General features: G+C 39.0%; 14 protein-coding genes. 8 read left to right on the forward strand and 6 right to left on the reverse strand.

The features are described from left to right. Positions 1–1,020 precede the first annotated feature (1,020 nt). The 5 genes from AAYQ05_RS21220 (at position 1,021) to AAYQ05_RS21240 (ending at position 4,986) form a co-directional block, all read left to right on the forward strand. A complete protein-coding gene (locus AAYQ05_RS21220) occupies positions 1,021–1,356 on the forward strand; it encodes a DUF6660 family protein (RefSeq protein ID WP_343545266.1) in 336 nt (111 codons plus the stop codon). Between the two features lie 75 nt (positions 1,357–1,431). After that, positions 1,432–3,609, forward strand: coding sequence for a TonB-dependent receptor (locus tag AAYQ05_RS21225; protein WP_343545267.1), 2,178 nt, complete (start codon positions 1,432–1,434; stop codon positions 3,607–3,609). Positions 3,610–3,809: 200 nt separating this feature from the next. Continuing rightward, the gene (locus AAYQ05_RS21230; protein ID WP_119790651.1) at positions 3,810–4,184 is read left to right on the forward strand and encodes an ArsR/SmtB family transcription factor; all 375 of its coding nucleotides are present in this window, start codon (positions 3,810–3,812) and stop codon (positions 4,182–4,184) included. Further along, positions 4,181–4,783, forward strand: a complete 603-nt coding sequence (gene merTP, locus AAYQ05_RS21235; protein ID WP_343545268.1) for a mercuric transport protein MerTP — start codon at positions 4,181–4,183, stop codon at positions 4,781–4,783. Before AAYQ05_RS21230 ends, merTP begins: the two co-directional genes overlap by 4 nt. Continuing rightward, the gene (locus AAYQ05_RS21240) at positions 4,780–4,986 is read left to right on the forward strand and encodes a GDCCVxC domain-containing (seleno)protein (protein WP_119790645.1); all 207 of its coding nucleotides are present in this window, start codon (positions 4,780–4,782) and stop codon (positions 4,984–4,986) included. Before merTP ends, AAYQ05_RS21240 begins: the two co-directional genes overlap by 4 nt. 666 nt (positions 4,987–5,652) lie before the next feature. Here AAYQ05_RS21240 and AAYQ05_RS21245 read toward each other — a convergent pair. The 5 genes from AAYQ05_RS21245 to AAYQ05_RS21265 form a co-directional block, all read right to left on the reverse strand. Continuing rightward, positions 5,653–7,089, reverse strand: coding sequence for a DUF1214 domain-containing protein (locus tag AAYQ05_RS21245; RefSeq protein WP_343545269.1), 1,437 nt, complete (start codon positions 7,087–7,089; stop codon positions 5,653–5,655). A gap of 989 nt (positions 7,090–8,078) precedes the next feature. Beyond that, a complete protein-coding gene (locus tag AAYQ05_RS21250; RefSeq protein ID WP_343545270.1) occupies positions 8,079–8,522 on the reverse strand; it encodes a response regulator in 444 nt (147 codons plus the stop codon). A gap of 316 nt (positions 8,523–8,838) precedes the next feature. Further along, on the reverse strand, positions 8,839–10,143 hold the full coding sequence (gene hemA / locus AAYQ05_RS21255) for a glutamyl-tRNA reductase (protein ID WP_343545271.1): 1,305 nt from the start codon (positions 10,141–10,143) through the stop codon (positions 8,839–8,841). 259 nt (positions 10,144–10,402) lie between these two features. Continuing rightward, on the reverse strand, positions 10,403–10,990 hold the full coding sequence (locus AAYQ05_RS21260; protein WP_129053246.1) for a globin family protein: 588 nt from the start codon (positions 10,988–10,990) through the stop codon (positions 10,403–10,405). Between the two features lie 17 nt (positions 10,991–11,007). Then, complete coding sequence (locus tag AAYQ05_RS21265; protein ID WP_281632468.1) at positions 11,008–11,442, reverse strand: hypothetical protein; 435 nt, start codon at positions 11,440–11,442, stop codon at positions 11,008–11,010. Positions 11,443–11,775: 333 nt separating this feature from the next. Between AAYQ05_RS21265 and AAYQ05_RS21270 the strand changes: the two genes are divergently transcribed. After that, positions 11,776–12,144, forward strand: coding sequence for a hypothetical protein (locus tag AAYQ05_RS21270; protein WP_129053244.1), 369 nt, complete (start codon positions 11,776–11,778; stop codon positions 12,142–12,144). Between the two features lie 158 nt (positions 12,145–12,302). On the opposite strand, the gene AAYQ05_RS21275 is transcribed toward AAYQ05_RS21270, so the two are convergent. Further along, positions 12,303–12,704, reverse strand: a complete 402-nt coding sequence (locus AAYQ05_RS21275; protein ID WP_343545272.1) for a hypothetical protein — start codon at positions 12,702–12,704, stop codon at positions 12,303–12,305. 360 nt (positions 12,705–13,064) lie between these two features. On the opposite strand from AAYQ05_RS21275, the gene AAYQ05_RS21280 reads away from it, so the two are divergent. Then, the gene (locus AAYQ05_RS21280) at positions 13,065–14,138 is read left to right on the forward strand and encodes a succinylglutamate desuccinylase/aspartoacylase family protein (RefSeq protein ID WP_129053242.1); all 1,074 of its coding nucleotides are present in this window, start codon (positions 13,065–13,067) and stop codon (positions 14,136–14,138) included. A gap of 99 nt (positions 14,139–14,237) precedes the next feature. Beyond that, positions 14,238–15,419, forward strand: a complete 1,182-nt coding sequence (gene nhaA, locus AAYQ05_RS21285) for a Na+/H+ antiporter NhaA (protein WP_343545273.1) — start codon at positions 14,238–14,240, stop codon at positions 15,417–15,419. Positions 15,420–15,550 lie beyond the last annotated feature (131 nt).

Genomic DNA, 15,550 nt, shown 5'->3' on the forward strand with positions numbered 1-15,550 from the left:
TATATCTAGAAGTCAATATTGCCAAATGAGACTAATTGAAGACAATTTTAACCGTTCATTTCAATTCATAATTATACTTGATATTTTTCACCATAAATATTGAACATTAATAATTTAAATAATAATTATCGGAAAAAATTTCATTAGAGATTATCTATGAAATCATGTAGATTTTTGCATCAGTCCCTAAGAGGAGATCTAACTAAAAATACAATGCCAATGGAAGACAGACACCACATATAGCAAGGCAAAATCTTCAAATCATCTAAAAATGATGTCGAAATTTGTCCTGCGCCTTTCACAAAGGCATATGGCGCCAATGGAAGACAATTGGCGCCACTTTTTTTACTACTTCTACTAAATTACGATAACTTTGAATCATTCTTGCTTTTAATTTTCTTTCTTTAAAATAATGCTTTAGTGAGTAAACTAATATGATGATTAGAGGTAATTTGTGCAAGTGGCACTTGCACAAATTCATTTTCTGGCTATGAGCGGACTAATTGAGAAAACAGATAATAATTCATGAATAATATGTCAAAAAGTACACAAGGGACACTTCTTCTGACTGCAATGATTGGTAAATCATAAAATATTTTAGAATTGTATATTTAGTTTACTGCCATAAAACAATTTAGTTCTTATAATTTTTATATCAATCCCCAACAGGACATCTAAACCAAATTTACAAAGCCAATGAAAGACAGACCCTACATGTAGTACGCCAATTTCTTCAAATCATCCAAAAATGATGTTGTAATTTGTCCTGTCCCCGTCACTCTTAAAGAAACGTTAAAACATTAGTTTTAGCGTTTTTTTTATGTCAATCATACATCATTTAACCCTCTTTTACCTATAAATATGAACGGTTTATAAATCCTGTTGAGGTAACTACTCAGAATTCAAACCATTGGTATTACCTATGTATTGGGACTTTCAAAGATTTTTTATGTTTATATTAACAAAAAACTATCTTAACTTTCAATATTCTATTAACTAAAATATTTCTAAATTCGCACCGTGAAAACATTGGTAACAATATTATCGTTAATTGTACTGCTTCTTTCAACAGTGCCATGCTCTGCGTTTTCTAAACACACAGAATGTGGTGTCGAGAAAAACTGCGAAAAAAACTGCAAGGATGAATCACATGATTGCGGTAATGAATGCAACGGAAAATGTTCGCCATTTTATTCTTGTGGAACTTGCATTGGTTTTACCATAAATTTTAATTCTGTAATTATCAATAAAAAATTAGAATTTACGCTTATCGAAGTTTCGCAGACGCCATCCTACAACAAATTTGTAGATTCTTCTTTTATCTGCAAAATCTGGCAGCCTCCTAAAATTTCTTAATGTAAAAAGTTTATCCCCTGCACTAATCTCATTATGCGGGTTTAATTGTTTATTATTAATATTAAGAAATCATAAATGTTTAAATATATTTTATTGATTGTGGCAATAGCATTTATTGGCACTGCACGAGCACAGAATACTATCAAATTCCATATAAAGAATACTGCAACTAGTGAACCTATAAAAGGTGCATCTGCAAAAATTGAAGAAACAAATTCTGTTTTCAAATCAGATAATGACGGAAATATCACTATCGAAAATCTAAAAGATGGAAATTATACCTTGTCGAGCTCAATAGAAGGCTACGCTCCAAGCAAAACTGTTTTTAAAGTGCCATCTAGCTCTAATTTTATAGAAATTGCATTGCAGAGTAAAGAAGAAGACGCTGAAGAAATGGAAGAAATAGTCGTTACTTCAACCAGAGGAACCAGAACAATTAGTAATATTCCGACCAGAGTAGAATTTATTGCTGGCGAAGAACTGGAAGAAAAAGCCAATATGAAACCAGGAGACATTCGTATGATGCTTAACGAAAGTACCGGAATCCAGACTCAGCAGACTTCAGCAACTTCCGGAAATTCTTCTATTAGAATTCAGGGATTAGACGGTCGATATACGCAAATCTTAAAAGATGGTTTTCCCATTTATGCAGGTGCGTCAAGCGGACTGGGATTATTGCAGACACCTCCATTAGACCTAAAGCAGGTTGAAATAATCAAAGGTTCTGCCTCTACCCTTTACGGTGGAGGAGCAATCGCAGGATTAGTGAATCTTGTTTCTAAAACTCCAACCGAAGAAAGAGAATTAAGATTTCTGATCAATGGAACTTCTGCCCTTGGTTTGGATATTAATGGATTTTATTCGCAGCAGTTTAACAAAATCGGATTGACTGTTTTTGCTTCTCACGACCGAAATGCACCTTATGATCCAGCAGATATACAATTAACCGCTATTCCGAAATTTGAACGCTTTAATTTTAATCCAAAACTATTTGTCAATTTTAATGAAAACACAAAACTTAATTTTGGAGTAAATACGGTTTTTGAAAATCGTATAGGCGGAAATATTGATTATATTAAAGATGAAAATAAATATCCTGGCAGTTACTTCGAAAAAAATAAAACCCAGAGAATAAGCACTCAATTTGCCTTGACTCATAAATTTAATGAGAGAGAATCTTTAACCATTAAAAACAGTTTTAATAATTTCAGTCGTGTTATCACAATTCCTGATTATGTTTTTGACGGTTTGCAGAACAGTACTTTTTCTGAAATAAGCTATTCTAAAAACGGTGAAATTGCAGAATGGGTTGCTGGTGGAAACTTATATACAGACAGTTTTACTGAAAACAGCCAGACCTCTTTTCCGTTAAGGAATTATAACCAGATTACTTATGGAGCTTTCCTTCAAAATACGGTTAAAGCAAAAGAATGGCTGGAAATAGAAACAGGCCTTAGAGGAGATTATGTTATTGATTATGGTTTTTCGCTGCTTCCAAGAGTTTCTGCTTTGTTTAAAATTAATTCTAAATTTACATCTAGAATTGGCGGAGGTTTGGGTTATAAAACACCAACTATTTTTACAGAAGAAAGCGAACGCATACAGTATCGCAATGTACTGCCAATTAGCAGTGATTTCAATAAACTTGAAAAAAGCTACGGTTTTAACTTTGATGTAAATTACAAAACTAAAATTACAGAAGATCTGTCCTTATCTTGGAATCAGTTATTTTTCTACACCAATGTTGACAATCCTTTGATTTTAAATTCTCTTCCTGATAACGTTTACCAGTTTGTAAATGTTAATGGCTACTTGGACACAAAAGGAACTGAAACAAATATCAAATTAGGCTATAAAGATTTTAAGTTATTTCTCGGTTATACATATACAGATGCCTCAATAGATACGAATGGAATAAAATCTGAAAACCCTTTAACGGCTAAACACAGACTGAATAACGTTTTGATGTATGAAGTTGAAGATAAATGGAAAGCCGGCTTAGAAGCTTATTATTATAGTCCTCAAAAACTAAATGACGGCACGACAGGAAGAGATTACTGGATTTTCGGTTTTATGGTAGAAAAACTTTGGGAGAATTTTTCAGTGTATGCCAATTTTGAAAACTTTACCGATACGAGACAGACTAAATTTGGAAGCATATATACAGGACCTATTTCAAATCCCGTCTTTAAGGATATTTATGCTCCGTTAGATGGTTTTGTAGTGAATGCAGGAATTAAAATCAAAATTTAAATTTCAAAACCTTTTAAATTAATCATTTGTAAAAACCTTCAAAGCTAAATTAGTTTTGAAGGTTTTTATTTTGCTGTAATGATATTATAAACAAACTCTAAATTACGATTGCAACTCACTAGCCTAAAAGAAGCAAAACACTTTTAAAAAATTTTTATTTTAGCAATTGCTTAAATAATAAAATACGTTATTTTTGTATAATGGAAAGTAATTCTTGCATACGACAACAGGCGGATATTAAACAAATCATCCGCTGTAAAAACAGAGTACTTGAACTCAATGATTCCTTTGACTATTTATCAAACGGGCTCGAATTAGCAGGTAATAATGTGAGATTAAGAATTCTCTTTTTACTTTATGAAGAAAAACGACTTTGTGTCTGTGATATAAGTGACATTCTTGGAATGGGTACCTCTGCAATCTCTCAACACTTAAGAAAACTCAAAGACAGAAAACTTATCGAAACTAAACGAGAAGCGCAAACCATCTTTTATTCATTGACACAGGAATATGAAAAAATGCTCAAACCATTCTTCGAAATATTAATCGAAAATGAAATTTTAGAAAAAATATGAAAACAGAGAATAAAATAATTGGAGCTGGATTTTTCACAGCAATAGCTGCTTCATTGTGCTGTATTACTCCCATATTAGCAGTCGTTGCCGGAACAAGTGGACTTGCCTCTGCTTTTTCATGGCTTGAACCAATGAGGCCTTATTTCATCGGGCTGACTGTTTTAATTATTGGGTTTTCTTGGTACCAAAAACTAAAAACTAAAAAGCATATAGAATGTAACTGCGATACAAAAGAAAAATCAAAATTCATTAATTCAAAAATGTTTTTAGGAATCATTACCATATTTGCAGTCCTTATGCTTTTGTTTCCTTACTATTCAAACATTTTCTATCCAAATACAGATAAGCAAATCTTAATCGTAAAGAAATCATCTAGTAGTCAAAAAGCGGAATATACAATCAATGGAATGACGTGTGCAAGCTGCGAAAAACACGTAAATTATGAAGTGAATAAATTACAAGGAATAATAAATTCAAATGTCAACTATACAACTGGTAAAGCAATTGTAGAATTTGATAATTCCAAAACTACCATTAATGAAATTGAAAAAGCAATTAATTCAACAGGCTATATAGTAACTAACAAAAAATTAAAATGAAAATCGTTCTACAATCAATAATAACCTGCCCCCTTTGCTCCCACAGCAAAGAAGAAACAATGCCGACTGATGCCTGTCAATTTTTTTACGAATGTGAAAATTGCAAACAAACTCTTAAACCAAAGCAAGGTGATTGCTGCGTATATTGCAGTTTTGGAAGTGTCCCGTGTCCGCCAATTCAGCAAGATAAAAAATGTTGCTAAATTGAATAATCTGCAAAGAAAAAAATGATCGTCGATAAATTTTGATTTGAATATTTTCAGAATAATAATTTAAATTTACTTTTAAACAATTTGTTTTTTTTACTCTAAAAATTTATCTCTATCATTTATATACAGATTTATTTTAGAAAAAATACATCTACTTTGAATTCACAAATTTTAACATTTGACCCTTATGATACAACCAAACCGTCGATTGTTAAAAAAACAAAATAATTATCTTACAAATTAACCTGAAAGTAAGCCAATTTCTTTAAATCATTCATAAAATGGTTTGTAAATTGTTCAGTCAAGGTCACAAAGCTAAATGGCGCCAATTGAAGACAATTGGCGCCATTTTTTTATTAAATATAATTGTTGCCCGGCTGAAGCAAAAAATTGGTTTATTCTTTTCCTTAATTTATCAGACCTTCGGTCAACGCCACTGCCTGTCGTATAAGCCAACATCGCATGAATCCCTTGATTCGTACGGCGCTCGGATATAATAAGTATTGGTCGTAACTTTAATAAACAACAATAAAAACTAAACTACAAAATGACTTTTCATTATCTCCATTGCAATTTAAAATTCTTTAGTTTCTTTATTGGCAAATTATTCTATTTGACCATAAGATGGGTTTCTAATTTGAATATTATCCTTTTTTTGCATTATAAACTTATTTCTTCTATATCGGCCATTCTCCATTTTTTACCAAAGAATGACGGATCAGGAGCATAAAGCCTAAAAAAGACAAACCATTTTCCCTCTTTTCCGGTTGTGACCCAATTGTTTTCAAATCCTTTTGGAGCATTTGGAGAAAAATAAATATCAACAGATCCGTCTTTGTTTTTCTTCGTTTTAGTGTTGAAAGAGTCTAAACTTACAACAGGCGCTTCCCGAATAAAGCATCCATTTTCGTAATCATAAGCTGTTATAGACCAATATTGCCTAGCAGGAACGTTTGGCGGAACCCTTAAATGGTATGTTTTTCCACCACTTAAAGGTGCACCGGATTTATCGTTGTAAGATAAGACATAAATAGTTGGAGCGCTTTTATCAGCCTTTTTAGGAGGTGCCCAGACAAAGAAATTGGCTACTGCCCTAGCATCGTAATCTAATAAATTGGAATCCTGAAATGAAAACTCATTTTTAAAATTTGCCGAAACAGGTATTGACCAATGAGTGTTTTCCCAAAAATAAGGAATCAAAGTCTCTTTTTGAAGAATGTTAATATATTCATGCACTTCTTTGATAGCCGATTTAAAAACCGTAAGATTTTCTTCTGTAGGCTTAAACTCTTTACCTTTTTCAATGCCTATAGTACGCAGGATATTCATCATTGCTAAATCTCTAGGAATGATAGCCTCCTCGTTAACCATTTTAGCAAGTGAAGTATAAAAAGTTTCATCCATTTTTGGATATCCTTCCCAAAGTTTGCCGGAGGCGTCTATAAAATTTTGCTGGGGAGGATTATTAGCTTTGGAGAAAGGATAAAGACGGATCTTTTTAATTAATGCATTTGCAGCATCCTGATCTGTTTGCGAGTTGCTTTTTGCTATTGTACGAAGCAACCAGAAACCACCGTAAGTATTTTGGCGGACTGGAAAATATCCCTCCGGTATTTTTCCAGTGTAATCTGGCGGAACAATTAAATATTTCCCACCTCTTCCTTTGTCTTCTCCTCCTCCTCCTACAATCACAATCGGCACATCCCACATATCGCATAATTGTCCATAGATTCCTGCTTCAGCTGCTGGTGGGACTTCTAAAACCACAGGTCCGTCTTTTTTTGTATCGTAAGCGCTGTAGATATATCTTGTAGATGCGTTTGGAGTCGTTGTTTGAAATTTCCAATCTGGCATCTTGGAGAAATATACAATGTCATTGTATTTTGCACCTAAATTAAGGTAACCTTGTCGAATGGCATCAGTTGCAACAATTGGTATTCCCCAAATTGCAGCTTCTACGGCACGGGAATGCAGTAGTTTTTTGCTAATTTCAGTCTGCCCATTTGCATTATTTTCAGCCTGTAAACTTTGATTCTCAATATTTTTTTTACAAGATAATATACTGATCATAAATGCGAAAAAAATAATCTTATTCATATTATTAGATTTTAAGTTTAATATCAATCCGTATTTAAATTACAAAAGAATTACTACAAATTTGCACAGCAAAAAAATGCTGGATTTTGATGCCATCATTTTATAGTCTTAAGCTAATATATTAAATATTTTAGTACAAACCAATCGCCTGGTTTAAAATAAGTTAAGCTATTTTGCTGAATAAATTTTTCAAATAAAATCCTGCGAAATTTGATTTCCCTAAGTTTCTGACTATAACACTGAAATATAAAATTGTTCAAGTATTGCTTGTAATAACGTATTTTTCGGCTCTGGACTTGATACTCTGCTACAAAATGCTAAGGCGAATGTTGAACAAATTTTAGTTTTCAACGATGAAATTTTTGCTGCAAAATTTGAAGGAAGCTTATTTAAGAAAATAATTTATCATTTTGTTAAAAGTTCTGAAAATCAAATAAATTTATCTTTAAATCCCAAAAAGAACTTCATCGAGCCAAAAAAAAGACAACTCTACCTTAACCATAAAAATCTTTTCAAATCCTCCATAATATTTGTAGAATTGTTTATTAGTTTGATGTGATAAACAAATTTAGTTTTTATATTTTTTTTGCATCAATCCCCAACAGGACATCTAAACCAAAAATACAAAGCCAATGGAAGACAGCCCCTACATATAGTAAGCCAATTTCTTCAAATCATCCAAAAATGATGTTGTAATTTGTCCTGTACCCGTCACAAAGCCAAATGGCGCCAATTGTCTTCAATTGGCGCCATTTTTTTTAAACATAATTGCTGATGGACAACAGCTGAAAATTGATTTATTCCTCACTAAAATAAAGCACAAAATAGCCCCGATAGTAGCGGAAATCCTTCTGCGCCGGGGTTCGGCGCAGAAGATTGAAGCGCATAGCGGGAAAAAGCTCCAAAAAAAAAACAAACCTAAAAAACAAACCTAAAACTATTGCCGTTTGGAACTGCATGATAAGCCGTCTCTGGGCTGTTTCCGCCTCCTACCTGATATGGAATATCCGCTCTTGAGCTGATAAATCCTCCCACGATGCTCCCATGACTATTGCCGCCAGATTCTTAAGATCTTCATACGTGCTGGGCTTCACGGCATAAAAATCCGCTCCCAGGGCAAAAGCCCTTTGCATTGTTTTGGCTGCACTGTCAAGGGAATAGACGATGATCCTTGCATTTCCGGGAGCCGGGCCCATGCCTCTGAGCCTTTCGATGCACTCAAAGCCGTCCATGCCCGGCATATAAAGGTCAAGGAATATGAAATCGGCAGGCTCCTGCTCCGGTTTGGAAAAATGCTCGATGAGCTGCTGTGCGCTGCAGAGCTCAAATATCCTGAAAGGCCGATCGAGCTCCAGAAGCGCTTCATGGAGCAGCATGCGGTCGTCCTCATCGTCATCGGCTAGGCATATGATTATTTTCGGGTCTTCATCCATGATCTGTCGGTTTTTCGCTGCCGAATAAAACCATCATACAAGGATCCCTCAAGCCGGCTGCGCCACAGCCCTCAGAAAATCCCTGAAAATCGAATTATTCGGCTCTTGGATCAATAATTTTCCAATTTAGGAATTCTGGCGCCCTGAAACAAATACGGAAACAGATTTTACATAATTTCCACCTTAAAGATGGGAATTATGTAAAATCAGCATAAGAATTCCGCTTCAAAAAAACACCTCAAGCGCATCATTTATAGATATGCCCTAGATGCCTGGCTCTGCCTGGTCTGTCTGGCGCTTGAATTCCAGTTTATTTTTATGACAGATTGATTCTGTATTTTTCTTCTGTAGGCCAAGAAGATCTATCGGGCATAAACCGCCCTATCTGGAATACTTTTTCAATAAATTCTATGCTCTGGTCCACTGGCGTATTCTCCTCTTTCAAGTGGCTCGCAAAATGGCCTATCAATTTTTGGATAATCCTGGAACTGACCAGATCCATCTGAACCTCGTCAAAATGGATTGCTTTCTTCTTTTGGAAAGCAAACTCAGTCGATACAATCTCATTCAGTTTTGCTTTCAATGCATGGATGGTCGGTGCGCATTTTCGGCCGTTCACCCAGGCATACAGCTCTGATTTCAGATCCTCAATAATGGCTTCTGCGGCAGGAATATGCTGTTTTCTTCTCTCCAGCGTCTCATCGGCAATCTGGGAGAGATCATCCAGATGCATTAAAGTCACGCCGGGTATTTCTTTGACATCGGCATCCACATTTCGCGGAATGGAAAGGTCCAGGATCAATAAGGGCTTATGCAGGCCAAGAAGTGTTTTATCAATAGTGGGGCTTTGCGCTCCCGTAGCCACAACCAGCACATCCGCCCTTTGCAGTTCTTCTTTCAGATCGCCGTAACCCTTTACGATGACATTGAGTCTTCGCGCCAGCAATTCGGCTTTGTGTCTTGTTCTGTTTATAAGGGTTATATGACTGTTTTTGGTATGCTTTAATAAATTTACGCAGGTATTTCTGCCTATTTTTCCTGTCCCCAGCAGCAGAATATTTTTGTTCCCTACATCAGCTGCATTCTGGATTATATACTGTACCGATGCAAAAGAAACCGACGCGGCGCCGCAGGAAATTTTAGTCTCTGTCTTGACTTTTTTGCTCGCCTGGATTACGGTGTTTACCAGGCGGTCCAGAAATGTGTCGGCCAAACCTTTCTCTCTGCTGCGGCTAAAAGCGGTTCTGATCTGGCTGATGATTTCAAAATCGCCCAGGATCTGGCTCTCCAAACCTGTCCCTACCCGGAACATGTGGCTGACGGCCTGGCTGTTTTTATAGATGTAGCCAAATTGCTGAAATTCCTCCACTCTGCCTTTCGTATGGCCGCAAAGCAGTTTTATCAGTTCATACGGATGAGAAGCCCATCCATAGATTTCAGTCCTGTTGCAGGTGGAAATTACAATCAACGACTCTATGCCCTCGGTTTTGGCCTGCGCCAGCAGGTCAGACTGGCCTTCAGCATCCAGGCTGAATTTCCCCCTGATCAGGGCATCTGCTTTTTTATAGCTTAATCCTAAGGCGTAGAAAGTGGTGTTTTGGGAAAGCTTAAAATTTTCCATGGGATGGCTTTGATTAAAGATTCGAAAAAAAAGGAGTTCTGCTCTGGAAAATCAGTCCGCACCCGTATGTGCTGCCATGCGGACAAGCGCCTCCAGTCAGTATGGTCCTTGTATGAGATATATGGTCAAAGATGCCATGCAGCAAATTTGCAACTGCAAAGGGATTCCTTTAGGCAGACATGCTTGTTTTGGAATAAGACAATGTCTTAAAAAGAAAACGCCGCCCGCAGAAAAAGGCGGCGTTTTTTGGGAAGATGAATTATTTTTGGACGATGGGCGTTCTCAATGATTCCAAAACTGCCACAATATCCGTATAAAGTTCGGTGTTTGAAGCAACGCCGTTCGCATTGGCGGCCGCTCCCACATAACCTTCGAATTTCGTATAGTCGGCACTGCTGGATTTTGTTCCCATTCTAGGGTTTGTCGCAGGGTTGTGCGCCGCTGCCATGCTCAGGCCCGAATACGTATTAACTGCATTTGTCCCTCCGGTGTTGAAGGAAAAGAAATCAGTCAGGTTATCGGATAATTTTGCAATATTTGTAGCCTGGGTCGTTCCGGTTTCGGCCAGAAGGGGCGCAAAATGCGCCTGCAGGTTTCCTGATGCATTGGACTGGATATCGGCAACTATCAGTCCGATTGTTGAATTGACCACTTTGCGGAAGCTAAGGCGTCCCTGCTCGATCATCTGTCCTGAATTATCAGGATCGGCAACCATTTTAGTGCCTCCCAACCGCTCATATATGGATGCTTTTACAGGAGCCGGAGTCTCATCATCATTGCTGCAGGATGTAAAAACAGCCGTTGAAAGGAATAACGCGATTAAGGCGATTTTAGAATAATTTTTCATAACAATAATATTAAAGGTTAATTAAAAAAATGATTGATCTTCTGGGACAGCTTGTAGCCCAGACTGTTCTGGTCCATAGGACAGACTTCTTTGGATGCCAGATTTTCAGGCAGTATATAGGGCTGCGCATCATAATGCCTTTTGGCCATCAGCTGCGCATAGACCTTTTTTGAATTGGTGATCCGGTTATTATGGAAGTAAACCACCACGTTTCTCTTGATAATGATGGAATCCGAGGTCAGCCCTTTGATGGATCTCAGGTCAGCGCAGATCTGTCTGGCCTGTGCAGAATCGATAGCCTGCTTGAAGTCAATGCGGCTTACCTGCAGGTTTGGAGTGTCATAAACCGCAGGCTTGGCAGTAATGATATGGAAAAGAAGAATTGCTGAAAACAGGACCGTTGTTCCCATTGCGATCCAAAGACCTTTTTTGATGTGCTTGTTGATTTTCATACGTGATTTTTATAGCGGTTAGATTTAAGGTCATATACGGAAACTTTTTTAGGATGGTTTTAACAAGTAAAAAGAAAACTTTAGTTTAGAATTGTTTTAAATAATCTGAATCCTTTCCACAGCATCAGCCATGCCTAAAACAGCATCCCGCATCATCTTTTCATACTGCCCATGTTTTTGGAGATATCGCCGGCAAAAGCCATGATTCGGATTTCAATGGACAAAAAGAGGTCTTCCTGCAATCTGTAAAAGAGTTTTTGGCGTATATAGGTGAAAAGCATTCCTTGAGATGAAAATCATCTCTGCTCTGCAAACCAAAAAAAAAAAAACGTTATGAAACTACAAAAAGCATGTGCCGTTTTATCAGCTGCCATAATCCTTGCAGGCTGCTCCAATGATGATTCCGCAGCTCCGACGGACACCACCGCCCCTGCCGGATCAGCAACCTATGACAAGGATGTGAAATCAATTATTGACAATAACTGCATTGTCTGCCATGCGGCGGTTCCCACAAACGGTGCGCCCATATCCCTTGCCACATATGCCCAGGTCAAAGAGGCCGTTTTAAAACGAAGCCTCATCATCCGCATTTCCCTTGAAAACGGCAATAGCGTGCTGATGCCCAAGGGAGGCCCCAGAATGCCCCAGGAAACTATAGATATAGTCAAGCAATGGGAAAAGGACGGATTATTTGAAAAATGATTTTAATATCCGCGGCAATACTATACTCTGCCCCGGGCGGTTAAATGATCCCGCCGCAGGCAGATTTAATGCAGGAGCCTGCTCCGGTGCGCGGGTCGCCACCTTAATGTATAGTGGTTAAAAATACCCCTTAGAGAACCTCTGGTCAGCATTCAATTTCAGAAAATGAAATCCCATTTAAAGGCGATTTGATGCCCAATAATTATCTCATAAGCATAATAAGAGCTATATTTGCCGTTTCGGATATCAAAAAGAAATAAAATCATCTCATCTCCCCTAATGCCGCCCTGCAAGAACATACTGATCTTCCTGCTTACCGCCCTGCGTCTTCTCCACGGCAGTGAGCCTGAAAAGCTTTCATCGGCTGTATTCTCTGATCCGTCCATGGAAATCCTTGCAGGCTCAGATGCAGCAGCTTCAGTTTTCAGTGCACCGGGCGCTAAAAAAAAAGTGAGAATAAATAGTTCATCCAATGAACGGAAAACCAAACTCAAGCCGTCCGTTTGTGTTTTGAAAAATGAAAAATTCCGCTTTGATGCTGTTTTGGCGAACTGCGCCATAGACAGCTCGCTTTTCAAGAACAAAATAGCCTGCCGGCTGGACAGCAGCAGCCTGCTTCACCTATTTCACCTTTTCTAGAAATCCCTTAAACAGCGTACCGTATTTTCGGCCTTTGGGTCCGGCTTTTCACTTCGCTAAATTTCCTTAATCTTTTAAGACTCGCTGCATCTTCACCATTTTTAGCCCCATAGGCCGCTAGATCCCGTGAATTGTTTACCATTCAATGTTTTTCCTAAACATCTGCTGGATATCATTTCAAGTCGTTTCCTATTGCAAAACTAATCGTGTTTTATCTCTGCAGGCCTAATTGGTTTTAATCATTTATTAATCAGGATACCCGTATCCGCTCTCAAAATTCCATGAAACATTTATTCTTGCTTTTCATATCCTTGCTTATATGCCAGACGGCGGCGTCTCAAAAAAAATCGCTGAAATTCTACCTTGAACAGCATCAGGGCAAAAAAATTGACACCATATTCCGCATCGGCACTTCTGACAGCATCAAAGCCGGGCTCCCGGCAACATTGATATGCGGAAGATTTAAGGGACCGACCTTTGCCATCGTGTCAGGAGCGCGGCCCTCAGAACAATCGGCAGTACAATCACTTTTAAAACTGCGCCGCGAGATAAACCCTGAAAAACTGGCCGGGAGCCTGATCATAATTCCGATAATGAATCTGGATTCCTTTTTTTCTTCCTGCCAAAATAACGGCCTGAATACGGATTTAAATCTGGATCAGTATTTTCCAGAAGCCCAAAAAAGCATCGTCAATGGGCTTGCAGCCGATTTTATAACCACCCATATTTTTGATGCTACTGATATTCTTCTGGATATCAGATCAGCGGGCAGCAATGAAGACCTTATATCATATGCCAGCTACTATCATAACAGTGAACTTCCCCAGCAGGCCCTCTTGTGCTCGCGCCTGTGCGAAATCAGCGGTTTGGGAACCGTAGTTGCCAGGCCTTATCTTCAGCCTTGCGGGCAGCCTTCCAAGCAGATCTCCAGACAGGCAGTGCGCCTTGGCATCCCAGCCCTGAGCATAACGGCGGCAAAGCAGGCCGCCGCCGCCAGATCTGAAATAGGCCCGGCCATGAATGCTGTGTATAATATGCTGGCCCAGCTCAAAATGTATCAGCATAAACTGGCTCCGCAGGCAGTGCTTCCAAAAAGATTCTTTAATGACCAGCTGCTTGTAGCCTCACCTGCAGAAGGCTTGTTCTACAGCAGCGCAAAGGCCGGCAGCAGCATTATCAAAGGTGAGGAAATAGGCTATATAACCGATGTTTTCGGCAGGAACGTAAAAATAATAACCGCGCCGGCAGACGGAACAATCCTTAAAAAAAGCACCGGACTTGCCGCCAGCACATCTGCCCCGCTTTTCTGGATCGGCCGCAGCAGAAGCAGTAATGAAAAAGAACAGGAAAAATAAGACTGCTGCCCGCATTTTCCTTAACGAAAAACTCTTTGGATTCTTCTAAAAATCAATCCCGATTTGTTTTTTCTGCCCTTACCGGCTAAATTTGCAGATATGACAAAACTAATAAACCTAAATATTTTCAAACGATTTTTCTCCTCCTCCTCAGCCGGAGGCGTCATCCTGCTGCTTTGCGTAGCTATATCGCTCACTATAGCCAACATCGGGTGGGCAGAATCGTTTAATGGTCTGCTGCAGATGAAACTTGGCAGGGATTTTGGAGCCATAGATCTGGAATATCCCCTTATTACCTGGATTAATGACGGTCTTATGGCTGTATTTTTCCTTTTGGTCGGCCTGGAAATCAAAAGGGAAATCATCGAAGGGGAACTCTCTTCCTTCAGACAGGCGTCCCTGCCGGTGCTTGCAGCTATCGGCGGTGTTGCTGTGCCGGCCCTGCTCTACGCCTCGCTGAATGCCTCAAATCCGCAGGCGGCCGCAGGCTGGGGAATTCCCATGGCCACCGATATTGCCTTCGCACTCGGCATTATTTCCCTTTTGGGCAGCAGAGTCCCAAACGGGCTTAAAATTTTTCTGGCCGCACTTGCCATCGTTGACGATCTGATCGCCATACTGGTAATCGCAATATTCTATTCCAGCGAAATCCATCTTATCTACCTTGCCTATGCAGCAGGCATCATGTCGCTTCTGATCATTTTTAACAGATGCGGGGTAAAAAACATATTCTGCTATATCATTCCCGGGGCAGCAATGTGGTATCTGGTGCATCATTCAGGCATCCACGCCACCATTGCAGGGGTACTGACGGCGCTCGCCCTGCCCACCAATGAGGATGACACCGAATCCCCGTTGGAAAAACTTGAGCACAGCCTTACCATTCCGGTAAACTTTTTCATAATGCCACTGTTTGCCATTGCCAATACGTGCATCACTTTTGAGAGCGGAATGATCGAAGGGCTTGCAGGAAGCATCGGGATGGGTATCATACTGGGATTATTTCTCGGCAAGCCCGCCGGGATTTTTTTAATGTCCTGGTTAGCCGTTAAGCTCAAAATTTCAGAACTGCCCGACCAGACATCATGGCCTCATGTACTTGGACTAGGCATTCTGGGCGGCATCGGCTTTACCATGTCTATCTTTATTGCCCTTTTGTCCTTTAAGCAGCCTGAATTACAGCTGCAGGCAAAATTTGCCGTTCTTACAGCTTCCCTTCTGGCCGGCGCGCTGGGCTATGCCATTTTATATCTCTATGGCAGAAGATCCGAAAAATCATAACAAATTTTCAATGCAGCGGCTATTTTGGGCCCGTGCAGCTTGAAATGCTTTTTTTTGCTTTATTCGAAAAAGGGTTTTATTTGCAAAAATAAGGCCCTTTTTTACGCCATCCTTTACGCGTGCACAGGCAA

The sequence above is a fragment of the Flavobacterium movens genome, assembly GCF_039581425.1.
GTDB lineage: Bacteria > Bacteroidota > Bacteroidia > Flavobacteriales > Flavobacteriaceae > Flavobacterium > Flavobacterium luteolum.